Genomic DNA, 23,259 nt, shown 5'->3' on the forward strand with positions numbered 1-23,259 from the left:
ACCGTGCAAAATTTTGTCTCCGCAGCCAGTGGAATGGCCGTCATGGCAGCGTTTATTCGCGCCCTGGCGCGGCACGGCGTTCACACACTGGGAAACTTTTGGGTCGATCTGACTCGCACGACCTTGTACATCTTGCTGCCGCTGTCGCTGGTGCTGGCGTTAGCGCTCGTCAGCCAGGGGAGCGTGCAGACCTTTGCGGCCTCTCGGCCGGTTGCCCTGCTCGACCCGGCGGTTGATTCACAGGGCAATGGAATTGACCAGCAAATTCTGGCGCTTGGCCCGGCGGCCTCGCAAATCGCAATCAAGCAACTGGGCACGAATGGCGGCGGCTTTTTCAACGTTAATTCTGCGCACCCGTTCGAGAATCCCACCCCGCTGGCCGGTTTTCTCGAAATGCTGGCGATTCTGCTGATTCCGGCGGCGCTCTGCCACACGTTCGGGAAAATGGTGAAGGACGCGCGCCAGGGCTGGGCGGTGCTGGCGGCGATGACGGTGATTTTCGTCGGCCTGGCGGCGTTGTGCATCGCCGGCGAGCAGGCGGGGAATCCGCGCCTGGCGGCGCTGGGGGTCGACCAGCGGGCCGGCGAAATGTCCGCCGGCGGCAATCTCGAGGGCAAGGAGACGCGGTTCGGCATCGTGAATTCGGCGCTCTGGGCCGCGGCCACGACCGCCGCGTCCAACGGGTCGGTCAACGCCATGCACGATTCCTTCACGCCGCTCGGGGGGTTGGCGCCGCTTTGGCTGATGCAGTTGGGCGAAGTGGTTTTCGGCGGCGTGGGCAGCGGCCTGTACGGCATGCTGATGTTCGTCATCGTGGCGGTGTTCGTCGCCGGGCTCATGGTCGGGCGGACGCCGGAATACCTGGGTAAGAAAATCGAAGCCTTCGAAATGAAAATGGCGGCGATCTCCATTTTGATTCCGCCGGTTCTCGTTTTGGCCGGAACGGCGCTGGCGGCCGTCAGCCGGGTCGGGGCCGCCGCCGTCCTCAACCCGGGGCCGCACGGCTTTTCCGAATTGCTGTATGCCTTTTCGTCGGCGGGCAACAACAACGGCAGCGCCTTCGCGGGCCTCGCCGCCGATTCGCCGTTTTTCAATGTCACCCTCGGCATCGTCATGCTGGTGGCGCGCTACTGGCTGATCGTGCCCGCCCTGGCGGTGGCCGGGTCGCTCGCTCAAAAAAAGCACCTGCCCGAAGGGGCGGGAACGTTGCCCACGCATACGCCGACCTTCGTCGCCATGCTGATCGGCACGGTGATCCTGGTCGGCGCGTTGACGTTTGTGCCCGCCCTCGCGCTGGGGCCGATCGTCGAGCACCTTCAACTCTGGGCGCGCTGAGACGGGAAAGGAACGACTCGATGTCCGCCGAAAGAATGACCACGTGGGACGCCGCCTTGATCCGCCGCGCGCTGGTCGAGGCGCTGCGCAAGTTGCGGCCGAGCCGCATGATGCGCAACCCGGTGATGTTCGTCGTCGAAATCGGCGCGCTGCTGACCACCGCCACGGCGGTGCCGGCCTTGGCCGGCGATACCGCGCGGCCGGTTTTCGCGGCGGCCATCGCGTTCTGGCTCTGGGCCACGGTCTGGTTCGCGAACTTCGCGGAAGCCGTGGCCGAGGGCCGCGGCAAGGCTCAGGCCGATGCGTTGCGGCAGGCGCGACAAGACATTGCCGCGACCCGGCTGGCCGCGCCTACTTTGTCGGCGGCCCGCGAAATCGTGCCGTCCAGCGTGCTTCGCGTAGGCGATCTGGTGCTGGTCGAGGCGGGGGAGTGGATTCCGGGCGACGGCGAGGTGGTGGCAGGGGCGGCGTCGGTCGACGAAAGCGCGGTGACCGGCGAGAGCGCCCCGGTGATCCGGGAAAGCGGCGGCGACCGCAGCGCGGTGACCGGCGGCACGCGGGTGCTTTCGGATCGGCTGATCATCCGCATCACCGCCCGGCCCGGCGAATCGTTTCTCGACAAGATGATCGGCCTGGTCGAAGGCGCCAAACGCCGCAAGACGCCGAACGAAATCGCCCTGGATATCCTGCTGGCCGCCCTGACGCTGATTTTCCTGCTGGTCGTGGCGACGCTGCGGCCGTTCTCGTCCTTCAGCGCGGCGGCGGCGGGCCGGGGAACGCCGATTTCACTGCCGATGCTGACGGCGCTTCTGGTCTGCCTGATTCCCACGACCATCGGGGGCCTCCTGTCGGCCATCGGCATCGCCGGCCTGGACCGGTTGATCCGCAAGAACGTGATCGCGCTTTCGGGCCGGGCGGTCGAAGCCGCGGGCGACGTGGACGTGCTGCTGCTCGACAAGACCGGCACCATCACCTTCGGCAATCGGCAGGCCGCCGAGTTCGAACCGGCGCCCGGGGTGACGGCGCGCGCCCTGGCCGAAGCCGCGCAACTCGCTTCCTTGGCCGACGAGACGCCCGAAGGCCGCAGCATCGTGATCCTCGCCAAGGAAAAACATGGCATCCGCCAGCGGGATTTGTCGGCGCTCCACGCCGCTTTCATTCCTTTCTCGGCGCAGACGCGGATGAGCGGGGTCGATTTCGACGGGAAAAAAATCCGCAAGGGCGCCGTGGACGCCGTGGCCGCCCATGTCGCCAACCTGGGCGGCGCCGTCCCGCCGGCGGTTCGGGCCGGGGCGGAGCGGATCGCGAAGAGCGGGGGTACGCCGCTGGTCGTCGCCGAAAACGAGCGGGTGTTGGGCCTCGTGAATTTGAAGGACGTCGTCAAGGGCGGCATCCGCGAACGGTTTTCGCAAATGCGGAAGATGGGCATCAAGACCGTGATGATCACCGGCGACAACCCGCTCACCGCGGCCGCCATCGCCGCCGAGGCGGGGGTAGACGATTTTCTGGCGCAGGCCACTCCCGAGGCCAAACTGAATCTGATTCGCCGTTATCAGGCGGAAGGGCGGTTGGTGGCCATGACCGGCGACGGCACGAACGACGCTCCCGCCCTGGCGCAGGCCGATGTCGCGGTGGCGATGAACACCGGCACGCAGGCGGCGAAAGAGGCGGGGAACATGGTCGATCTCGATTCCAACCCGACCAAGCTGATCGAGATCGTCGAGACCGGCAAGCAATTGCTGATGACCCGCGGCGCCCTGACGACGTTCAGCCTGGCCAACGACGTGGCCAAATACTTCGCCATTATTCCGGCCGCCTTCGCCTCGACCTATCCGCAGCTCGCGGCGCTCAACGTCATGCGGCTGGCCACGCCGGAAAGCGCCGTGCTCGCGGCGACGATTTTCAACGCGCTGATCATCGTTCTGTTGATCCCCCTGGCGCTCAAGGGCGTGCGCTACCGGCCGCTGGGCGCGTCGGCCGTTCTACGCCGGCATCTGCTGATTTACGGCCTGGGCGGGTTGGCGCTGCCGTTCGTCGGCATCAAGCTGTTGGATCTGGCGATCGCGCCGTTTTTCGGTCGGTGAGGAGGATGACATGTTCCGGCAAGGGCTGGCGGCGGTTCGGTTGCTGATCGTCTTGAGCGTGTTAACGGGGTTGATCTATCCCCTGCTGATCCTGGGCGCGGCGCGGGCGTTTTTCCCGTATCGGGCCGGGGGCAGCCTGATCGTCGCCGACGGTGCGATGATCGGTTCGGAACGGATCGGCCAGGCCTTTTCGTCCCCGCGATATTTTTGGGGCCGTCCCTCGGCGACCGCGCCGTTTCCGTACAACGCGGCGGCCTCCGCGGGTTCCAACCTCGGGCCGCTCAACCCGGCCCTGGAGAACGCGGTTCGGAGTCGCCTCACCGCCCTGCGCGAAGCCGACCCGGACAACGCCGCGCCGGTTCCCGTCGACCTGGTGACCGCCTCGGGCAGCGGCCTGGACCCGGAGATCAGTCCGGCGGCGGCGTTCTACCAGGCCGGCCGAGTGGCCCGCGCGCGCGGCCTGTCGCGCGATGCGGTGGCGGACCTGATTCGGCGGCTGCAGCGGGGGCGGCAATGTCTTGTGCTTGGCGAAACGCGGGTAAACGTGCTTAGATTGAACCTGGCGTTGGACGAGCTGGAAAGGAACCAGCGGCAATGACGGAACCCCGACCCGATCCGGATGTCCTGCTGCGGCGGCTGTTCGACGAGAAGCACCAGGAAGGCCGACTGCGGATTTTCCTGGGGGCGTCTCCCGGCGTAGGCAAGACCTATGCGATGCTTCGCGCGGCCGGCATCCGGCAGGCGCAGGGCAAACCGGTGCTGGTCGGCTACGTCGAAACGCACGGCCGGGCCGAAACCGAGGCGCTGCTCGCCGGACTGGAAATTCTGCCGGTCGTGGAAAGCGAGTACCGCGGCATCCGGCTGCGCGAGTTCGACCTCGACGCCGCGCTGGCCCGCCAGCCGGAAACCATCCTCGTCGACGAGCTGGCCCACACCAACGCCCCCGGTTCGCGCCACGCCAAGCGCTGGCAGGACGTTCTGGAACTCCTGGCCAACGGCATTCACGTCTGGACGACGGTCAATATCCAACACCTGGAAAGCCTCAACGACGCGGTGGAGCGGGTGACCGGCGTTCGCGTACGGGAGATCGTGCCCAATCACGTTTGGGAACGGGCCGACGCGGTGGAGTTGATCGATCTGCCGCCGGAAGAATTGCTCGATCGGCTCAAGGCCGGAAAAGTCTACGTTCCCGGCACCGTCGAGCAGGCGCTGACGGGTTTTTTCCGCCCGGAAAAGCTGACGGCCTTGCGCGAATTATCGTTGCGCCAGACCGCGCAACGCGTCGATGACCAGATCGCGGACGACGCGCGGCGGGGCCGGGCCGCCCCCGCTCCCTCCGCCGGCGAGCGCATCCTGGTTTCGGTCGGTCCCGGGCCGTTTTCGGCGCGGCTCGTGCGCGCAACGAAAATCATGGCCGACGAGCTGCACGCGCGCTGGTACGCCGTAACCATCGAAACCCCGGAGCATTCCTCGCTTCCCGAAGCCGACAAGGAGCGGATTCGCGAAAACATGCACCTCGCCGCCACGCTGGGCGCGGAAACCTGGACGCTGACCGGCGAGCGCATCGGCGCCGGGCTGCTCGAGTTCGCGCGCGAACATCGCGTCAACCGGATCCTGATCGGCAAGCCGCTACACTCCCGCTGGAAGGATCTCCTCAAGGGGTCGCTGCTGGACGAGGTCATCCGGGGCAGCGGCGATATCGACGTGCACGTCATCACCGGCGTCAAACCCGACCCGGCCGCCGCCGCCGCGCCGCGGCCTCGCCGCTGGCCGTCGCCGGCCCCGTACCTCTGGGCGTTGCTGATCGTCGCGCTCGTCACCGGCGCGAACTATCTGCTGCGATCCCGCGTCGAATTGCAGGACATCGTTTTACTGTATTTGCTGGGCGTGGTGTGGATCGCCTTTCGTTTCGCCTTCGGCCCGGCGGCCCTGGCGTCGCTGCTGTCGGTCGCGGCCTTCGATTACTTTTTCGTGCCGCCGGTTCGCACGTTTTCGGTCAGCAACCCGATGCACCTGCTGACCTTCGCGGTCATGCTGGTGGTTTCGTTCGTCATCGCCGACCTGGCCTGGCGTTCCCGGGCGCGGGCCGAGGCGGCGCGGCGGCGCGATCGCGAATCGCGGCTGCTGTTCAACTTTACCGACCGGTTGGCGGGCGCCGCGACCCTCGACGCCCTGCTGCGGGCCGCCGTGGAAAGCATTCAGGAGGATTTCCCTTGCCGGGGAACGGTGTTTTTCGACGGGCCGGACGGGTTCGCGCCGGGTTTGCCGGCGGACAATCCGGTGTTTGGCGAGGAATCGGCCACCGCGCGGTGGGTGCTGGAAAACAGCCGGCCGGCCGGAAATGGCACCCAGACGCTGGCCGGCGCGCGGGCGCTCTATCTGCCGGTGGCCGCCGCCGGCAAAACGCTCGCCGTGCTGGCGTTGCTGTTTGAAAAGGCGAGTCCCTATCGGGACCCGGAACAGCGCCGGCTGCTGGAGACGCTGACGCGCCAGTTCGGGCTGTTTCTGGAACGGATGCTGCTGGAGCGGGAAGCCCGCGCCAGCCGGCTGCGCGCCGACGAGGAACAGTTGCGCAACGCCCTGCTCAGTTCGTTGTCGCACGACCTGCGCACGCCGCTCGCCGCGATCATCGGGTCGGCGACCACCCAACTCGCCGTCGGCCCCGAACTGGCCGCGGAATCCCGCCAGGAACTCAATCAGGCGATTCTCGAGGAGGCCGAACGGATGAACCGCCTGGTCGGCAATCTTCTGGACATGACCAAACTGGTCTCCGGGTCGCTGACGCCCAAGCGCGAGTGGCAGCCGTTGGAGGAAATCGTCGGCTCGGCCCTGCGTCGCCTGCAAAAACAACTCGCGGGGCACGACGTCCGGGTGCGGCTGGACGACCCCCCGCCGTTGATCTGGGCCGATTCCCTGTTGCTCGAACAGGTGCTGGTCAACCTGCTGGACAACGCCGCCAAATACACGCCGCCGGGCACCTGGATCGAGATTCGGGCGGAAAACGAGCCGGACCTCGCCCGCCTCGTCGTCGAAGACGCCGGCCCCGGCTTTCCGGCGGCGGAAGCGGAACGGCTGTTCGAGCGCTTTTTCCGCGGCGCCGCGTCGAAGGGCCACGGCGGTTCCGGCTTGGGTTTGAGCATTTGTCGCGGTATCGTGGAAATCCACGGCGGCCGCGTTTGGGCCGAAGCCCGCCCGGGCGGCGGCGCGCGGTTCGTGGTGGAATTGCCGACGGGCGGAACGCCGGCGCCGGCCGAACCGCCGGCGGACGAGGAACCTCCAGCAGGGGAGCGATGAATCATGAGCGACCCCGCGCCAAAAATCCTGGTGGTCGAGGACGAAACGCAGATGCGCAAGTTTCTGCGGGTCGCGTTGGCTTCGCAGGGTTACCTCGTCGTCGAGGCGGCGACCGCCGGCGAAGGGCTCACGGCGGCGGCGATGCACAATCCCGACGTGGTGCTGCTCGACCTGGGCCTGCCCGATCGGGACGGCCTGGAGGTGGTCGCGCGCCTGCGCGAATGGTCCGCGGTGCCGATCCTGGTGGTTTCGGCGCGCGGCCAGGAAAGCGACAAGATCGCCGCGCTGGACAACGGGGCGGACGACTACCTGACCAAGCCGTTCGGCGCCGGGGAACTGCTGGCGCGCATCCGCGTGGCGCTGCGCCGCTCGGCCGGTCGCGCCGGCGAGCCGGCGACGGTTTTTTCGGCCGGTTTTCTGCAGGTCGATTTGACGAAGCGGCAGGTGCTCGTCCACGGCCGGGAAGTGCACCTGACGCCCATCGAATACAAGCTGCTTTCGATTCTGATCCGCAACGAGGGGAAGGTCATCACTCATCGCCAGTTGCTGAAGGACGCCTGGGGTCCGAACAGCGTGGAACACACCCAATACCTGCGCGTCTACATGGCCCAGTTGCGCCGGAAGATCGAACCCGACCCGGCCCGGCCCGAACTTATCCTGACCGAACCGGGGGTCGGCTACCGCTTGCGGGCGGAATGAGCGGGCCGCGTCAGATGCCGCCGCCCTGCGCGAATTCCTCGCGGACGTACTGCGCCTGACTGATCCGACCGCCGGGCGGCACGTCGCGGGTCAGCCAGACGTTGCCGCCGATCACCGCGCCGCGCCCGATCGTCACCGGGCCGAGAATCGTTGCGCCGGAATAGATGATCACGTCGTCCTCGACCTTGGGATGCCGGTCGATCCCCTTGATGGGGTTGCCGTGGTCGTCCAACGGAAAGCTTTTCGCGCCGAGGGTGACGCCCTGATAAAGCCGCACGCGGTTGCCCAGCCGCGTCGTCTCGCCGATCACCACGCCGGTGCCGTGATCGATGAAAAAGCTTTCGCCGATTTGCGCGCCGGGGTGGATGTCGATGCCGGTGGCGCCGTGGGCCAGCTCCGTGATGATGCGCGGGATGAGCGGCACGCCGAGCCGGTGCAGTTCGTGCGCCAGGCGCTGGTCGGTGATCGCCAGCAACCCCGGATAGCAGAAAATCGTCTCGTCCGGACTGGTCGCCGCCGGGTCGCCCTCGTAGGCCGCCCTCACATCGGTGGCCAACAGGCGCCGCACCTCGATCAACCGTTCGAGGAAACGGTCGGTCAGGTCCTTGGCGTCGGCGTCGCATTGCAGGCAGCGGTCGCCGGGCTCGTTGCATTGAAAGCACAGGCCGCGGCGGATCTGCTCGCGCAACTTGCGGCGCACGTCGTCCAGAATGCTGCCGAGATAAAAGGGCAGGCTGTCGGCCTCGATTTCACTCGCCCCGAAGTACCCGGGAAACAGCACCGCCCGCAGCGAATCGAGGATCTCGGCGATCGCCGCCCGCGACGGCAGGGGTTGTTCGTTCGTCCGACGTGTCAGGTGCCCGTTGGCCTCGCAGAGTTCAGTCACGACCCGCGCCAGGCCCGTTTCCGCGCGTGGTTCAACCGTTGTTTTCATAGAGGCCCTCGAACAACCAGGTGGACAGGTACCGTTCGCCCGAACTGGGGGCGATGACCACGATCAGCTTGCCGGCGTTTTCCGGCCGCTTGGCCAGTTGCAATGCGGCCCAGGTCGCGGCGCCGGACGAAATGCCGACCAGGATGCCTTCCTCGCGCGCCAGGCGGCGGGCCGTCTCGCCGGCCTCTTCATCGCCGACCTGGATGATTTCGTCGATCAACTCGGTGCGCAGAATCTCCGGCACGAAGCCGGCGCCGATGCCCTGAATCTTGTGCGGGCCCGGTTTGCCGCCCGACAGCACCGGGCTGCCCTTCGGCTCGATCGCTACCGCCCGGAACGACGGCTTGCGCGCCTTGATCACCTCGGCGATGCCGGTCAGCGTGCCGCCCGTGCCGACACCCGCCACCAGGAAATCGACTTGGCCTTCGGTGTCGTTCCAGATTTCCAGCGCGGTCGTCTCGCGGTGAATTTTCGGGTTCGCCGGATTCTTGAATTGCTGCAACTGGAGGTAGTTGGGATTGGCGTCGACCAGTTCCTGCGCCTTGCGGATCGCGCCGGGCATGCCTTCGCCGCCGGGGGTGAGGATCAGTTCCGCGCCGAAGATTTTCAGCAGCTTGCGCCGCTCGAGGCTCATCGTTTCGGGCATCGTCAGAATCAGGCGATAGCCGCGCTGCGCCGCGATGAACGCCAGGCCGATGCCGGTGTTGCCGCTGGTCGGTTCGATCAGCACGGTATCGGCTTTGATCAAGCCCGCTTTTTCGGCCTCTTCGATCATCGAAAGGGCGATGCGGTCCTTGACCGAACTGAGCGGGTTTTTCGCTTCCAGTTTCAGGGCCACGATTCCCGGCAGGCCGGCGGTGAGTTTGTTCAATTTGACCATGGGGGTATTGCCGATCAATTGGGTGATGTTTTCGGCGATTTTAGCCATTGCGGCATTCCTTTCACGGTTTCAGGTCAATCATTCGATTTCAAAGGATTCGATTGAAAACTCGGCCGGCTAACTACATCGACGGTGGTTTTGGTGGGTTGCCCGACAATTTTTGCTTCGATCGGTCATTGCCTTCGTTCCTCTGTCATTAAGCTAGCCAAGTTGAGCCGATGTGTCAATATAAAATACACCAAATTAGTGTATATCGTCTCATCTATTTTCAATATGATGTATAATATATTGATATATAAAGGTTAATCAGTGTTTCTGATATTCTACTTAAATGGGTGAAAATAGGTTTGAACACCCTTTCCGGCGAAAGGCTTTTTTCTCGACTGTGAAAGTTCGCCCAAACCGGATAAATTATCCGCCATGACACGGAAAATCTGGCTGTTGGCGGTTTGTCTGCTGCTCGCCGGTTGCGACAAGCCGATCCGCCTGGTGGCGGACGTTCGCTGCGAAAACGTTGCGCTTTTCCAGCCGCGGATTCTCCTGCGGCTGCCTGGATTGACCGCGGCAACGGCGGCGGTCGATCCGGCCGAATTGCCAGCCGCGTGTGCCGTTCCCGCCGACCGGCTGGCTGTCATCGGTTTGGCGACCACGCCCGGCCTCTGGCGATTCCCGCCCGAAATCCTGCGGGGAGAGCGGCCGCCGTTCGAGTTGTCGGACCGGGCTTTCGACCGTCTGGAGCGATTTCGGCTTCATGTCGTGAGCAGCGAACCGTACCGCGGGGCCGCCGCGGTGGACCGGCCGACCGTTCTGGCCGCTCACCTCACGCGGGCCCTGTCCGGCGAGATCGTCGCGAAGCACCGCGCGGACGCGGTGTTCGTCGGGTTTGACGGCCGCGCGCCCGGTCTGGAGCCGTTCGCGGCGGATGCGGTGCGCGAGCTGGTCGAACTGGCGGGTCCGAAGGCGGCTTGTTTTATCTGGTTGCGCGACGGCCGGGAAACGCGGCTGTTGACGACGCGGGCCAGATCTTCGTGGTCGCGCGGGGAATTGTTGCGAATCCTGAACGGGGAGTAGGCGATGCGCGTGGTGATCCAACGGGTGAAGCGGGCGGCGGTGACGATCGACGGCCGGGTGGCGGGCGCCATCGGCCCGGGCCTGCTGGTGTTGCTCGGCGTTCATCGCGACGACACCGAGGCGGACGTGGATTTTCTGGTGAACAAGACGGTCGGCCTGCGGATTTTTCCCGACGGTGACGATAAGATGAACCTTTCACTTATGGATGTCGGCGGGGCGCTGCTCGTCGTCAGCCAGTTCACGCTTTACGGTGACGCCCGCAAGGGCAAACGGCCTAGCTTCACCGACGCCGCGCCGCCGCCGATCGCCGTGCCGCTGTACGAGTCGTTCTGCGCCAAGGCCCGCGCCCTGGGCGTGACGGTCGCCACGGGCGAGTTCGGGGCGATGATGGCGGTCGAGCTGGTCAACGATGGGCCGGTGACGATTCTGATTGATTCGCCGGCGGACCGGAAAACGCCTTGATTTTTTCTTTCGATTGGAAATAATTATTTACCGGGGGCAATTTGGAGGAGAAACTCATGCCGTGGAAGCAAGTTTTCTGCCTGTCGGCCTGCCTGATTTTACTGCCGTTCGTCCTGAGCGCCTGCACGGAGAAACAACAAACGGATGATGATAACGATGACGAAACGGATCTCTTTGCGGATTTTCACGAGGGGCAAAGCAGTTGTTTGAATGAAGCTTATTCGGCAGCCTCCCTTCGAACGGAAAGTGAAGGCGATGACACAACGGTGGATTGCCAGGAAAGCCTGAACATGTTCTGGGACGGCCAGACCCTTTTCATCAAGCATTTATGCGTACAAAAAGATTGTGGTTTCCGATTGGAATTCCTTTACACGGCAGTGGAACCATCGTTGCTGATGTACGAGAACGACGTGGGTTATCTTGCGCCTTGCAGTTGTCCATTCGATTTGGCCTATAAAGCAACGCCGCCGCCGGGCGACTACAACTTCGAACTTCGCTACAAGGACACTTACAACAACAGTCGCCCGGGTTATCGCGGCCAGGTGGAATTGCCGGCCGGCGAGGAACGGTCCTATACTTTCTGAACTCCCTTTTACCCGCTACCCTCGCATGTTATAAAAGCGCGTCCAACTCTTTTTCCAAGAAAGGAAGAACGGGAGATCAACATGTCACGTCGCATCTTAGTCACCTGCGGATTGCCGTACGCCAATGGCAGCATTCATCTCGGCCACCTGGTCGAGTACCTCTATGCCGACATTTGGGTGCGCTATCTGAAGATGCGCGGGCACGACGCCATATACATTTGCGCCGACGACACGCACGGCACGCCCATCCAGGTGCGGGCGCTGAAGGAAGGCGTGACGCCCGAGGAGTTGATCGCGCGGTCCTACGACGAACACGTCAAGGATTTCGCCGATTTCCACGTCGCCTTCAGCCAGTTCCATTCGACGCACTCGCCCGAAAACCGCAAGTGGTCCGAGCGCATCTACCTCGCGGCCAAGGAGAAGGGCATCATCGCCCGGCGTTCGATCGAGCAGCTTTATTGCCCCCAGGACAAGATGTTTTTGCCCGACCGCTTCGTGCGCGGCACCTGCCCGAAGTGCGGCGCCGCCGACCAGTACGGCGACGTCTGCGAAGTGTGCAGCACCACCTACAACCCGACCGAGCTGAAAGACGTGCATTGCGCCGTCTGCGGCACCGCGCCCGAGATGCGGTCGAGCGAGCACCTGTTTTTCGAACTGGCCAAGCTGAGCGACCGCCTGCGCGAATGGACCACGAGTGAGGGCCATCTGCAGGAAGAGGTCAGCAACTACGTGCGGAAGTGGATCGAGGAAGGCCTGCGCGACTGGGACATCAGCCGCGACGGCCCGTACTTCGGCTTCGAGATCCCCGGCGAGCAGAACAAATATTTCTACGTCTGGCTCGACGCGCCGATCGGCTACATCGCCAGCACCGACGCCTATTGCCAACGGCTGGGGCTGGATGTCGCCGACTACTGGGAGCGCCCGGGAACCGAAATCTATCACCTGATCGGCAAGGACATCCTGTACTTCCACGTGCTGTTCTGGCCGGCGATGCTGATGGCGGCCGACCTGAACCTGCCGCGGCAGGTGATCGTCCACGGCTTTTTGCGCGTCGGCGGCGAGAAGATGAGCAAGTCGCGCGGGACGTTCATCAACGCCCGCACGTATTTGAATCACCTCGACCCGCAGTATCTGCGCTATTACTACGCGGCCAAGCTGTCGGGTAAACTCGAGGATATCGACCTGGTGTTCGAGGATTTCGTCAACCGCGTCAACGCCGAGCTGGTCAACAAGATCGTCAACCTGGCCAGCCGCTCGCTCAGCTTCGTCGGCAAGCGGTTCGCCGGGAAGCTCGGCCGCATCCCCGCGGACGCCCAGGCGATGATCGCCGACGCCGAACGCGAGGGCGAGGCGATCGCCGATGCCTACGAACGCCGCAACCTGGCCGAGGCGGTCGAGCGCATCTGCCGCGTGGCCGAGGCCGGCAACTTCTACCTGCAAAGCGCCGCGCCGTGGGAAGCGATGAAAACCGATCCCGAACGCGCCCGCGACATCTGCACCGCCGCCGTCAACCTCACCAAGCTGATCGGCCTCTACCTCAAACCGGTGCTGCCCAAGCTCGCGGCCGACCTCGAGGACCTGCTGAACGTCGGCGACCTGCAATGGGCCGACGCGAAGGCCGACCTGCTCGACGGCCACGTCATCAAAGATTACCGCCACCTGGTGCAGCGGGTCGAGATGGCGCAGATCGAGGCGGTCGTCGAGGCCAGCAAGGTGGCCGAGGCGAAGCCCGCCGCGCCGGAAATCGATTACGAGGTCGAACCGCTGGCGCCGGAAATCGTCATCGACGATTTCGCGAAGGTCGATCTGCGCGTGGCGCTCATCGAAAAGGCGGAGCGCGTCGAAGGCGCGAAAAAACTGCTGTCGCTGGCCCTCGACCTCGGCCCGCTCGGCAAGCGCCACGTCTTTGCCGGCATCGCCGAGCATTACGCCGATCCGGCCGCGCTGGTCGGCAAGAAAGTCGTCTGCGTCGCCAACCTGGCGCCCCGCAAGATGAAATGGGGCGTCTCCGAAGGGATGATCGCCGCGGCGGTCGGCCAGTTGAAGGACGCCAAAGGCGAGCACGTGACGATCACCGAAGCGCCGGCGGGCAAGCCGGGGGAACGGATTCACTGAGCCAACGTTTGACCCAGGGAGGATTTGGGAAATGCCGGTACCGCCCATGTGTCAGAGTTGCGGTCTGCCGATGGAAATCGCGAGCGAGCACGGCACCGAACCGGACGGGTCGCTCAATTTCGAATATTGCTGCCATTGCTACCGCAAGGGGCGGTTCATCGAGCCCAACCTGACGGTCGACGACATGCTGCAGCGGATGGCCGGCATCGTGCAAACCGAGATGTTCCTGCCGCCGAAAAAGGCGCTCGACGTCGCCCGCACGTTCGTGCCGCAATTGAAGCGGTGGCAGCGCGGTTGAGCGTTTCGCGCGAGCGGTTTCAGTCGATCCCGCCGCAGAAGAGTTTGACTTTTTTCCCGCCGTTGGTCAGCCGGAAGGTGGTTTTTTTCGGCAGGCGCATTTCGTGGAAAAGGCTTTCGCGCTCCAGCAGCACGCCGTATTTCCAACCCGCGAACCGATCGAGCAGGATCGCCCCGGCCCGCGCGTAGAGGCCGGTCAATTTTTGCCCGCGCGCCAGACGGTCGCCGTAGGGCGGGTTGAACAGGACCAGGCCGGAGTCGTCCGCCGGTTGCACCTCGCCGATGTCGCGTTGGGTCAGGGATATGAACCCGGCCAGGCCGGCGCGGGCGAAATTCGCCCGCGCGGCCGCCGTCGCGCTTTCGCTCACGTCGTTGGCCGCCACCGGCGCCGGCGGCGCGGCCAACGCGCGGTGATCGGCGGTGGCGCACAATTTTTCCCAGGCCGCGGCGTCGAAGTTGGGGAATTGTTGAAAGGCGAAGGCGCGCCCGCGGCCCGGCGCCCGCCGCATCGCCAGGAGCGCCGCTTCCGCCGCGATGGTGCCCGCGCCGCACATCGGGTCGCAAAACGGCCGGGCCGGATCGTAACCCGCCAGCAGCAGCATCCCGGCCGCCAGCGTTTCGCGCAGCGGCGCCCGCCCGGTTTCCTGCCGGTAGCCGCGTTTGTGCAGCAATTCGCCGGAGGTGTCGACAGAAATCTCGCAGACGTTCTTCGCGAGCCGCGCCAGCACGTAGAGGCCGCCGGCCGCCGGCTCGACCTCGTTTCGCAGCCGGTCGCCGATCGCCTGCTGGATGACCTCGGCGATCTTCTTTTTGATGTAGAGCCGCGATCCGTGCGACACGGCTTGGATGTCCAACGCCAGGCCGGGGCCGACGAATTCCTCCCAGCCCAGTTGTTGAACCTTGCGATGCAGCTCGCCGAAGGTCAGCGCGTGGAACGCGGGCAGGCGCCGCAGCACCCGGCCGGCGGTGCGCAGCCACAAATTGGCGCGGTACACGGTGGACCAGTTGCCGGTGAATTCGACGCCGCCCGGAATCGCCCGCGCGTTGCCGACCGACAGGCTCTTCAGTTCATCGAGCAGGACGTTTTCGAGTCCGGGTGCGCAGACGGCGAACAGGTGCAACGGTGGTTTCTTTGCTACGGCGTTCATGCCGGTTCACTTTAACAAAATGTCGCCGCGCCGAAAACCCGAAATTCGCCGGTGGTCGGCGGCGGTTCACACCCGGTAGAGCCCGTCCGCCTTCGAGCCGAGCAGCCCGGCCTGGTAGGAGCGGGCGTCGGCCTTTTCCAGCCCGGCGATCATCGCCGGCGTCGCTACCGGGTAATGGCGCGTCGCTTCCAGCCGGGCGATCACCGTTTCGATCCCGTCGTCGCGGGTTTCCCATTGCAGGCGGTCGAGTCGCGCGAGGTTCAGCGGGGTCGAGTAGGCGCGCAGGGTTTTTTCGCCGGCGACGTTGAAGTAGCCCTCGAAATACGACATCACCAGTTCGCGGACCGACCGGTAGACCGGCTCGCGGAAGCGAAGCGTCGAAAAGTTGGATTTGGCGACGGCGCCCCAGCAACCGTGCCGCCGGTAGAGCGCCAGGAGGTGGTCGTCGTCGCGGACGGCCTGCAATTCCATGACGAGCGGCGGAAACCCCAATCGACGCAGCGCGGCGGCGGCGAGAAGGGCGCCGTCGACGCAGTGGGCGCGGCGGTCGGCGATCACGCGGCGCGGGCAGCGATAGATCGGCTCGGCGCTGTATTCGGTTTCGTCCAGAAAACGCTGGATCGCGAAGGGGGTTTTCAGGCGCGCGAAGAAGCGTTCCTCGGTTTTCGTCCAGGCCGGCGGAAATGCCGGTCGTTTGGTGGCGGTCATCGTTCGGGCTCCGTTGGGGTCGGCAACGACAATTTCAATTAACGGCCTTTCATATCATTGCCCGGAAGCGGGGTAAACCGAGCTTTCGGCCAGTGCGCAAGTTCTCTTGACAAGCAGGGCGTTCGGAAGTGAAAGTTCGCAGGGGATCTCCAGAAAGGAGCGCGCATGTTTCACCTCCGATTTGTCTCGCGATGGCTTTTGCTGACCTGCGGCTTGTTGGCCTTGTTCGCGCTGGCCGCCTGCGACGGTTGCGGCGGCGACGACGATAACGACGACAACGACGCCTCGCCGGGCGACGACGACAACGACACCGCGCCGGCTGACGACGATGACGACACCACGCCGGCCGACGACGACGATACCTCGCCGGGCGATGACGATACGTCGCCGGGCGACGACGATGACGACGACGATGACGACGACGACGACAACGATGACAACGATGACAACGACGACAACGACGACAACGACGATAACGACGACACGTTCCCGCCCGACGATTGCGCTTCGCTCGAGGATCCGGTCGATCCCGGCGCGAACACCTACACGCCTTACGAATACGGCGACGCGGACGACCCGGACGCCCGCACAACCAACATTCAACAATACTTTCTCTTCCCCGATTTTTACGTGCGGTTCGTGCGCCAGATCAGCATGAACGCGGTGCCGCTCCACGCGGTGGGCTACGTCCCGGACGGCGACGGCCCGTTTCCGCTGATCCTGATCGTGCACGGCAACCACGATCCGGCCGAGCTTTCGTATCCGGGTTACGACTACCTGACCGCGCAACTGGCGAGCCACGGCTTCATCGCGTTTTCGGTCGAGGAAGACTTCCTCAACGGCAGCGTCAGCGGCGAAATGGACGCGCGGGGCATCGTGCTGCTGCGCCACCTGCAATTGTTCCGCGAATGGAACAACACGCCGGGCCACGCGCTGTACGGCAAGGTGGACATGCGCCACATCGGCCTGGCGGGCCACTCGCGCGGCGGCGAGGCCATCGCGACGGCCTGGCTGTACAACACCACGCTGCACGACCCGGGCGATCCGCTGCACAATTTCAACTTCAAGATCCGCTCGCTTTACGCCATCGCGCCGGTCGACGGCCAGTTGGGCGGCCTCTTCACCACGACGATCACCCTGACCGACGTCGACTACTTCATCATGCACGGCTCGCACGACGGTGACGTTTCGGACTTCCAGGGGCACAAGTGCTACGACCGTGCCTTGCCGGTCGATCAGGAAACGACGGGCGAGAAGGGGTTGCTGTTCGTGCAGGGCGCCAATCACGGCCAATGGAACACCGTCTGGGCGCCGGCCGGCGATCCGTACCCCGTCACCAATTCCACCACGCCGCTCATCGCGGCCGAGGATCAGCAGCGGATCGGCTTGCTGTTCGTCACGGCCTGGTTCCGCTGGACGCTGCAAGGCCGCGCCTGCTACCGGCTGATGGCCGCCGGCGAGGAGATCTTCCCCTCGTTCCCCGCGGACATCGTGCTGACCCGCCAGTATCAGAACGCCGAGCGCGTGTTCCTCGATCACTACGAGGAGGATCGCAACGCCACCACCGCTTCCTTCGCCGGGGCTACCAACACCGGGACCGGCTTGGCGATCGATAACGAACAGGAAATGGCGCCGGGCGGCGCCTACGGCAGCTTCCCGGGCGAGAGCTACGGCCTGATCGCGGGGTGGAACGCGGCGGGCGGTTCGTACCGCATCGATCTGCCGGCCGGCCGTTCGGAACTCGACGACATGGATATGCTCTCGTTGCGCGTCGGCCAGCTTTACGAGGCGACCGATCAGTACAACGTCTTCGGCACCCCGCAAGACTTCTCGGTGCGCCTGGTGGTCGACGGCGTGACGAGCGATCCGGTGGCGATTTCCGCGTACCGCACGCTGCCCAGCCAGACGCACGTGCAGATCGCCGGCTATTACAACACCTCGATGACTGTGCTGGAAACCGTGCGCATTCCGCTGGCCGATTTCAACGGCGGCGAACCGCTGCTGCCATCGGACGTCGAGGCGGTGATTTTCGACTTCGACGTGCTGGCGACGGGTTTGCTGGGCATCGACGAAATCCAGTTCAGCCTTTATTAGAAAGGACACGGCCATGAAAAAATGGTGGAACATAGTGTTGCTGGCGGCGATGCTGGCGGCGGCGGTCGCGCCGGCGACGGCCGGAAGCCTCAATCCGACGGCGGAGTTGCGCGGTTACGACGTGGCCCTGGTGAACCTGCAAACGCCGGTGAAAATCGCGACGGCCGAGGGGCGGCAAAAGGAATACCGGCAAGCCTACCTGGTGCGCCTGCACGGCAGTTTTCCGGCGGACGGCGCCGAGTTGATGCGGCTGGCGCTCGGCGATCAGCCGATCCCGGAGTACGGCGGTTTGCCGGACGGCATCTATTTCATGGTTTTCGAAACCGCGGCCCTCAACAAGCTGGCCGGGCGCGAATTCCGCTTCCAGTACGGTTCGCAAGAGTGGCGGTCGTCGGGCGTGCACTTCGAGCCGTCACGCTTCGCGCCGTTCATGGCGATGCCGGAGGAGCAGGCTTTCAAGCGCCCGTTCGGCGAAAAGTAGAACCACCGGCGGCGATCTCCCAGGCCAGCAGGAAGCACGACCAGAAGATCGCCAGGAAGAAGAACGTCAATCCGGCGTAAGGCAGGTTCGGAAAGACGGCCCGCACGAGATCCGGTCCGGGAAGAACGGCCGGACAGATTTCCCGCATCTTCACGGTGATCGACACGATCTGCCGGATGTTTTGCAGCAACGGCCGAATGCCGAACAGCAGCACTCCCAGCGCCAGCAGTGCCGTCCAGAAGGTCCGCCGGGCCGGAATCCGGGCCCGCGCCTCGTTCAGGAAAAACGCCGCCGCCAGAAAGAGGATCGGCGTGACGTGATAGAAATAGCGCGTATCCAGCCCCAGGCCGCCGAACAGCGTGCGATGCGCTCCCATCAACAGCATCGTGGGCAGCAGCGCCAGCAGCAGCCAAATAAATATCCGGCGGCTTTTTGGCAGATAGAGGCCGGCGAGGAACCCTGGAATCGCCAACCAGAGATACGGCGCGTACGGCAATAGGCCCTCGAACGTCTGCCGCCGGTAAAACTCCAGAAATTTTTCCGGGAAGCCGGTCCGCAACACGATCGGCTCCGGAATCGTCCCCCGATTGAGCAGCAGGAACCGGAGGCCTTCGAACGGATTTCCGTTGAAGGTGCCGGCGAAAGTGCGCGCCCATTCGTGTTGCGCCGAGTGGGCATAGCTCGTTACCCAGGGAGCGCCGAAACACGCCCAATTGTAAGCCCCGAGCGCGACCGCCCCGACGAGAAACGCCAGCGACGCCCCGATGAGCCGTCGCGGCCGCCGGCCGGCCGCGGCCAGGGCCGGCCAACCGAGCGGCAGCAAGGCCGGGATCGCGAGTCCCGCCGAATAATCGAAGAGCGGCAGCAGGCCGGCGCCGAGCGCCAGGCCGATCAGCGCCCGCGCATCGTCCGGGTTCCGCCGGGAGCGCAGGCCGAAATAAATCGCCGCCAGCACCAGCATGGCGGTCGGCAGGTGGCGGTTGTAGGTGGCGGCGTAAGGCCAGGTTTTGTAACCGAGGGCGAAGAGCGCGGCGATGGCGCCGCCGAGGAGCGCGGAAATACCCATTTCGCGGCAGACGGCGAACAGCAACACGACGGCGAGGGCGGCGGAGATGCAGAAAAAGAGCTGCATCGCCCGCGACGGCCAACCGCCGAACCGGTCGGCCTTCGTCGGTTCCGCGTTCCCGGCCGCGAATTGCCCCGCGACGTAAAGCGGCAACCCGAAAAACGCGGGCCCGGGCGGCCAGAGGACGTACTTGTTCGCGCCGACTTGCGCGTAATCGTCAAGCACTCCCAGGTCGTCGAAGCGATTGACCGTCAAGGTGTGATCGCGCCAGACGGCTTCGGCGAGCCAGCGCACCGACAGTTCCCCGCCGACGGCGCCGCGATCGCTCAAGGCATAAAAGAAAGAGAGCAGCAAAAGGCAAAAAACGATCGCCCACCGCGCTCGTTGGCTGGTCGCGGCCGGCGCGGCAACGCCGTGGATCGGCTCGGGGCTCTGGCTCATTTTTCCTCGTCGCCCTGGACGGAACGGGTTGCGGACAGCCGTTACTCTATCCTCTCGCGGCGAAGGCAGTCAAATTTCATGGCGCGTGGAAAACGCGGAACGCCCGGCCGGATCGGCGGCGCGATCAGAGCGGCGGCAATTCGCGCAGGGCCTTTTCCAACCGGCGCAGGGTCTCTTCCTTGCCGATCAACACCAGGGTCGCGTCGATCGGCGGGCTGACGCTCGTGCCGGTCAGCGCGAGGCGCAGCGGCTGCGCGACCTGGCCCAGCTTGACGCCCAGTTCGGCCGTCAGATTTTCGATGAACTGCAGCGCCGCCGGCTCCGTCAACGGGTCGACCGTCGCCAGCCAGGCCTGGAAGCGTTGCAGCACCTCGCGCGCCGAACCCTTCCACCATTTTTTCACCGCTTCCGGCGCGTAGGCCGCCGGCGCCTGGTAGAAAGGCGCGCACTGGTCGGCCATGTCCACCAGCGTGTGCGACCGCTCCTGCAGGTTGGCGATGATCCGCGGCAGCCGCGGGTCGTTTTGCGCCGCGAACCCGCGGTCGAGCAGGAAGGGCAGCAACTGCGGAACGACTTCCTCGGGCGCCAGCGCGCGCAGCTTCTTTTCGTTGGTCCAATTGAGCTTGTCCAGGTCGAAAATCGCGTTGCTGGCGTTGACGCCGGTGATGTCGAAGTAGCGGATCAGTTCCTCGTCGGTGAACAGTTCCTGATCGCCGTGCGACCAGCCCAGACGCGCCAGGAAGTTGCGCATCGCCTGCGGCAGGTAGCCCATCTGACGGTATTCGAGCAGGCTGGCCGCGCCGTGCCGCTTGGAAAGCTTGCTGCGGTCGGCGCCGAGGGTCAGCGGCATGTGGGCGAAAGCCGGCGGCGCGAATCCCAGGGCGGCGTAGAGCGGCAGTTGCTTGTGCGTGTTGGTGAGGTGGTCCTCGCCGCGCACGACGTGGGTGATGCGCATGTCGGAATCGTCGACGACGACGCAAAAATTGTAGGTCGGGGTGCCGTCGCTGCGGGCGATGATCCAATCGTCGAGCTCGCGGTAGTCGACCTCGACGCGGCCCTTGATCAGGTCGTTGACGACGCTGACGCCGCTGATCGGCATGGCGCAGCGCACGACGTGAGGCTGCTCGGGGCCGTAGTGCTTGTCGCGGCAGGCGCGGTCGTACAGGTACTTGCCCTTGTTCGCCTCGGCGGCGGCGCGCTGCTTTTCGATTTCCTCGGGGGTGCAACGGCAGCGGTAGGCGGCGCCCTGGGCAATCAGTTTTTCCATCGTGTCGCGGTACATCCCGGCGCGGTCGCTCTGGTAATAGGGGCCTTCGTCAAAGTCGATGCCGAGCCACTTCAGGCCGTCGAGGATGATCTGCACGTTTTCGGGCGTCGAGCGTTCGCGGTCGGTGTCCTCGATGCGCAGCACCAATTGGCCGCCGTGATGGCGGGCCAGCAACCAGTTGAACAAAGCCGTGCGGGCGTTGCCGATGTGCAGCATGCCCGTCGGGCTGGGCGCGAAACGAGTGCGAACGGTCATGGGTCAGCCTCCGTATAAAACGTCCCAGACGAAGCGCCAGCCGACGGCGAACAGCATCAGGGCGAACAGGCGCTTCAGCCATAGCGAATCGATCGCGTGCGCCAGGCGCACGCCCAAACGCGCCGTGAGAATACTCAGCGGCGCGACGAAGATCAAGGCAAGCAGGTGCACGTAACCGGCGGCGTGCGGAATCGCCGCGGTGACCGTCCAGCCGGTGTAAAGGTAGGTGAACGATCCGAAAATGCCGACCAGGACGATGATCAGATTGGAGGTGGCCAACGCCTGGGGCGGATCGAACCGCGCGATCCAGAGCATCAGCGGGATCGCGATGATGCCGCCGCCGACGCCGAAAAAGCCGGCGAGCAGCCCGGCGAGAAAGCCGACGACCACCGCCAGCCACGGACCGCCGCGCGGCTCGCGGCCGCGGATTTCCTTTTCGGTCAGCAGGCGGACGGCGGCGAAAATTAAAAACAGCGCGAAGGCCGGTTTGAGGATGGTGAATTGAAGGTGGGCCGCCGCGAAGGAGCTGACCACCGATCCGACGATGCCGCCCAGGCCGGCTCGCCAGCCGAAGCCGACGTCGACCGTGCCGCGCCGCCAATGGGCGTAGGCCGCGCTGGCCGAGGTGAAGACGATGATCGCCAGGCTCGTGCCCAGCGCTAGGTGAAACGAGACGTCCGGATCGATCCCCTGGCGGCAAAAAATGAAATCAAGGGCCGGCACGTTGACGATGCCGCCGCCGACTCCGAGCAGCCCCGCGGCCAGACCGGCGAAAATCCCGGTAAAAACATATATCAGCAGATAGATCATGCTACGCGGTCAAGTCGAGAACCTGGACCGACAGGTCGGAAATCGACAGATCCCAGCGATCGCGCATGCCGCAGGGGTCGCCGCCGATCTGCATCGGCAACGGACGGTCCACCTCGATGGAAACGTCCTTCACCAGCCAGTCGCGGAAATCGACACTTTGCCACTTGCCGGTGAAAACGGCGTGCCAGTGAGAAAGGACTTCCCAGAGGCTGGAACTGATCACGCGGAAATTCATGAACCCTTCTTTCGATCGCGCGAAGGGAAAAGCCACCAGTTTGAAGCCGTAATAAGGCGTCGTGCTGCCGCCGAAAACGCTGACCGGCCCCTCGTACAGGGTTTCGCCCAGGCCTATCGACACCCGTCGCGGCGGCTGACCCAGCCGCATCTGGTATACCTCGGGCGAGCGGTTGATCACCCGGATCTGCGGGCGTTCCCGAATCAGGAACTGTTCGGGGATGGTCTTGAAAATCATGCTCGTCAGGTAACCGTGCAGCCCGGTGACCAGCTTTTTCAGCGGGCCGTGCCCGAATTTTTCTTTGAAGAGGTAGTAGTCGTTGAGCACCGCGGCGTCCCAGCCCATGCCGGCGAAATGGAACAGCCGCTGATCGCTTTCCAACAGGTTGAACCGCGTCACTTTCCAGTTATGGCTGTCGGCCATCCGCGGCAGGCTGCGCTTGCCGTTGTCGCTGCCCAGCAAATGGGCCCAGCCGTTACCGGTGCCGAGCTTGAGGAAGCCCAGCTTGGGCATGTCGGCGTCGGTGCCGCCCAGCTCGTGCAGCGTCCGCCGCACCTGGTTGATGATTTCCACCAGGGTGCCGTCGCCGCCGCCGCACACCAGGTGCGTGAACCGCTTCTGCATGATTTCGCGGATCAGTTCCTGGCCTTCCTCGAGGGTTTTGCTGATGTAAAGCTGCGATTCCGGAACGAAACGCCGCATTCGGTCGATGATCGTCTGGCGGACCTTGCGGGCGTTGGCGTTGAGAATGACGGCGATATTGTTGTCCCAGTTGAATTGCATACCGCGATACCTCATGCCTCATGCAGTGGCAATGCACGATAGTAACATTTTCCTGTCGAGTCAAATAGAACGCTGAAATGTGTATTAGCTTAGCGACTTTGTCCCCTGTAACTGCTTAGCGATTATGTCCCCCATGAAGAAGGACATGATTTCGATGACTCCCAAGGAGTTACAGCGGATGAGGTTGCTGGTCTGCGTCCTGGAGGGGCAGCTGCC

The 23,259-nt window shown here is 64.6% G+C and carries 20 protein-coding genes; 12 read left to right on the forward strand and 8 right to left on the reverse strand.

Features of this window, described 5'->3' with window-relative positions; translation table 11 throughout:
- From kdpA to GX444_04380, 5 genes are all read left to right on the forward strand, one after another.
- Positions 1-1,335 (forward strand): potassium-transporting ATPase subunit KdpA (gene kdpA, locus GX444_04360; GenBank protein NLH47819.1); only part of this gene is annotated, 1,335 nt, incomplete at its 5' end.
- A 20-nt stretch (positions 1,336-1,355) separates the two neighbouring features.
- Complete coding sequence (kdpB, locus tag GX444_04365) at positions 1,356-3,419, forward strand: potassium-transporting ATPase subunit KdpB (GenBank protein NLH47820.1); 2,064 nt, start codon at positions 1,356-1,358, stop codon at positions 3,417-3,419.
- Positions 3,420-3,429: 10 nt separating this feature from the next.
- A complete protein-coding gene (gene kdpC / locus GX444_04370) occupies positions 3,430-4,017 on the forward strand; it encodes a potassium-transporting ATPase subunit KdpC (protein ID NLH47821.1) in 588 nt (195 codons plus the stop codon).
- Entirely contained in the window at positions 4,014-6,713 is a 2,700-nt protein-coding gene (locus tag GX444_04375; protein NLH47822.1) for a sensor histidine kinase KdpD, read from the forward strand. Before kdpC ends, GX444_04375 begins: the two co-directional genes overlap by 4 nt.
- Before the next feature lie 3 nt (positions 6,714-6,716).
- Positions 6,717-7,412 (forward strand): response regulator, encoded by a 696-nt coding sequence (locus GX444_04380; GenBank protein NLH47823.1) that lies wholly within the window; start codon positions 6,717-6,719, stop codon positions 7,410-7,412.
- A gap of 10 nt (positions 7,413-7,422) precedes the next feature.
- Here the strand turns inward: GX444_04380 and GX444_04385 are convergent, their stop codons facing one another.
- Together GX444_04385 and cysK are read right to left on the reverse strand one after the other, a co-directional pair.
- A complete protein-coding gene (locus GX444_04385; protein ID NLH47824.1) occupies positions 7,423-8,346 on the reverse strand; it encodes a serine acetyltransferase in 924 nt (307 codons plus the stop codon).
- Positions 8,330-9,274 carry a cysteine synthase A gene (gene cysK, locus GX444_04390; GenBank protein ID NLH47825.1) on the reverse strand — a complete coding sequence of 315 codons (945 nt, stop codon included), beginning with the start codon at positions 9,272-9,274 and terminating at the stop codon, positions 8,330-8,332. The genes GX444_04385 and cysK overlap by 17 nt, the downstream gene beginning before the upstream one ends.
- A 372-nt stretch (positions 9,275-9,646) precedes the next feature.
- Between cysK and GX444_04395 the strand changes: the two genes are divergently transcribed.
- From GX444_04395 to GX444_04415, 5 genes are all read left to right on the forward strand, one after another.
- The gene (locus tag GX444_04395; GenBank protein NLH47826.1) at positions 9,647-10,297 is read left to right on the forward strand and encodes a hypothetical protein; all 651 of its coding nucleotides are present in this window, start codon (positions 9,647-9,649) and stop codon (positions 10,295-10,297) included.
- Between the two features lie 3 nt (positions 10,298-10,300).
- Positions 10,301-10,759 carry a D-tyrosyl-tRNA(Tyr) deacylase gene (locus GX444_04400; GenBank protein NLH47827.1) on the forward strand — a complete coding sequence of 153 codons (459 nt, stop codon included), beginning with the start codon at positions 10,301-10,303 and terminating at the stop codon, positions 10,757-10,759.
- A 56-nt stretch (positions 10,760-10,815) separates the two neighbouring features.
- On the forward strand, positions 10,816-11,343 hold the full coding sequence (locus GX444_04405; GenBank protein NLH47828.1) for a hypothetical protein: 528 nt from the start codon (positions 10,816-10,818) through the stop codon (positions 11,341-11,343).
- Positions 11,344-11,424: 81 nt separating this feature from the next.
- Positions 11,425-13,458 carry a methionine--tRNA ligase gene (gene metG, locus GX444_04410; GenBank protein NLH47829.1) on the forward strand — a complete coding sequence of 678 codons (2,034 nt, stop codon included), beginning with the start codon at positions 11,425-11,427 and terminating at the stop codon, positions 13,456-13,458.
- A gap of 31 nt (positions 13,459-13,489) precedes the next feature.
- Complete coding sequence (locus tag GX444_04415; GenBank protein NLH47830.1) at positions 13,490-13,756, forward strand: hypothetical protein; 267 nt, start codon at positions 13,490-13,492, stop codon at positions 13,754-13,756.
- 19 nt (positions 13,757-13,775) lie between these two features.
- On the opposite strand, the gene GX444_04420 is transcribed toward GX444_04415, so the two are convergent.
- Together GX444_04420 and GX444_04425 are read right to left on the reverse strand one after the other, a co-directional pair.
- A complete protein-coding gene (locus GX444_04420) occupies positions 13,776-14,903 on the reverse strand; it encodes a class I SAM-dependent RNA methyltransferase (GenBank protein ID NLH47831.1) in 1,128 nt (375 codons plus the stop codon).
- A gap of 66 nt (positions 14,904-14,969) precedes the next feature.
- Positions 14,970-15,611 (reverse strand): hypothetical protein, encoded by a 642-nt coding sequence (locus GX444_04425; protein ID NLH47832.1) that lies wholly within the window; start codon positions 15,609-15,611, stop codon positions 14,970-14,972.
- Between the two features lie 165 nt (positions 15,612-15,776).
- Here GX444_04425 and GX444_04430 point away from each other — a divergent pair, with 165 nt between their 5' ends.
- Positions 15,777-17,705 (forward strand): hypothetical protein, encoded by a 1,929-nt coding sequence (locus GX444_04430; GenBank protein NLH47833.1) that lies wholly within the window; start codon positions 15,777-15,779, stop codon positions 17,703-17,705.
- 13 nt (positions 17,706-17,718) lie between these two features.
- Entirely contained in the window at positions 17,719-18,186 is a 468-nt protein-coding gene (locus GX444_04435) for a hypothetical protein (protein NLH47834.1), read from the forward strand.
- On the opposite strand, the gene GX444_04440 is transcribed toward GX444_04435, so the two are convergent.
- From GX444_04440 to GX444_04455, 4 genes are all read right to left on the reverse strand, one after another.
- Entirely contained in the window at positions 18,161-19,693 is a 1,533-nt protein-coding gene (locus GX444_04440) for a hypothetical protein (protein ID NLH47835.1), read from the reverse strand. The two genes, GX444_04435 and GX444_04440, sit on opposite strands and share 26 nt — an antisense overlap.
- A gap of 124 nt (positions 19,694-19,817) precedes the next feature.
- Positions 19,818-21,215, reverse strand: a complete 1,398-nt coding sequence (gene gltX / locus GX444_04445; GenBank protein NLH47836.1) for a glutamate--tRNA ligase — start codon at positions 21,213-21,215, stop codon at positions 19,818-19,820.
- Positions 21,216-21,218: 3 nt separating this feature from the next.
- Positions 21,219-22,025 (reverse strand): sulfite exporter TauE/SafE family protein, encoded by an 807-nt coding sequence (locus GX444_04450; protein NLH47837.1) that lies wholly within the window; start codon positions 22,023-22,025, stop codon positions 21,219-21,221.
- Position 22,026: 1 nt separating this feature from the next.
- Positions 22,027-23,043 (reverse strand): hypothetical protein, encoded by a 1,017-nt coding sequence (locus GX444_04455; protein ID NLH47838.1) that lies wholly within the window; start codon positions 23,041-23,043, stop codon positions 22,027-22,029.
- Positions 23,044-23,259 lie beyond the last annotated feature (216 nt).

The organism is Myxococcales bacterium, from assembly GCA_012517325.1.
GTDB lineage: Bacteria > Lernaellota > Lernaellaia > Lernaellales > Lernaellaceae > JAAYVF01.

Bases quoted from the DNA above. Each gene is read 5' to 3' on its own strand.
- kdpB (NLH47820.1), top strand. From the start codon at position 1,356: ATGTCCGCCGAAAGAATGACCACGTGGGACGCCGCCTTGATCCGCCGC.
- kdpC (NLH47821.1), top strand. From the start codon at position 3,430: ATGTTCCGGCAAGGGCTGGCGGCGGTTCGGTTGCTGATCGTCTTGAGC.
- GX444_04375 (NLH47822.1), top strand. From the start codon at position 4,014: ATGACGGAACCCCGACCCGATCCGGATGTCCTGCTGCGGCGGCTGTTC.
- GX444_04380 (NLH47823.1), top strand. From the start codon at position 6,717: ATGAGCGACCCCGCGCCAAAAATCCTGGTGGTCGAGGACGAAACGCAG.
- GX444_04385 (NLH47824.1), bottom strand. From the start codon at position 8,346: ATGAAAACAACGGTTGAACCACGCGCGGAAACGGGCCTGGCGCGGGTC.
- cysK (NLH47825.1), bottom strand. From the start codon at position 9,274: ATGGCTAAAATCGCCGAAAACATCACCCAATTGATCGGCAATACCCCC.
- GX444_04395 (NLH47826.1), top strand. From the start codon at position 9,647: ATGACACGGAAAATCTGGCTGTTGGCGGTTTGTCTGCTGCTCGCCGGT.
- GX444_04400 (NLH47827.1), top strand. From the start codon at position 10,301: ATGCGCGTGGTGATCCAACGGGTGAAGCGGGCGGCGGTGACGATCGAC.
- GX444_04405 (NLH47828.1), top strand. From the start codon at position 10,816: ATGCCGTGGAAGCAAGTTTTCTGCCTGTCGGCCTGCCTGATTTTACTG.
- metG (NLH47829.1), top strand. From the start codon at position 11,425: ATGTCACGTCGCATCTTAGTCACCTGCGGATTGCCGTACGCCAATGGC.
- GX444_04415 (NLH47830.1), top strand. From the start codon at position 13,490: ATGCCGGTACCGCCCATGTGTCAGAGTTGCGGTCTGCCGATGGAAATC.
- GX444_04420 (NLH47831.1), bottom strand. From the start codon at position 14,903: ATGAACGCCGTAGCAAAGAAACCACCGTTGCACCTGTTCGCCGTCTGC.
- GX444_04425 (NLH47832.1), bottom strand. From the start codon at position 15,611: ATGACCGCCACCAAACGACCGGCATTTCCGCCGGCCTGGACGAAAACC.
- GX444_04430 (NLH47833.1), top strand. From the start codon at position 15,777: ATGTTTCACCTCCGATTTGTCTCGCGATGGCTTTTGCTGACCTGCGGC.
- GX444_04435 (NLH47834.1), top strand. From the start codon at position 17,719: ATGAAAAAATGGTGGAACATAGTGTTGCTGGCGGCGATGCTGGCGGCG.
- GX444_04440 (NLH47835.1), bottom strand. From the start codon at position 19,693: ATGAGCCAGAGCCCCGAGCCGATCCACGGCGTTGCCGCGCCGGCCGCG.
- gltX (NLH47836.1), bottom strand. From the start codon at position 21,215: ATGACCGTTCGCACTCGTTTCGCGCCCAGCCCGACGGGCATGCTGCAC.
- GX444_04450 (NLH47837.1), bottom strand. From the start codon at position 22,025: ATGATCTATCTGCTGATATATGTTTTTACCGGGATTTTCGCCGGTCTG.
- GX444_04455 (NLH47838.1), bottom strand. From the start codon at position 23,043: ATGCAATTCAACTGGGACAACAATATCGCCGTCATTCTCAACGCCAAC.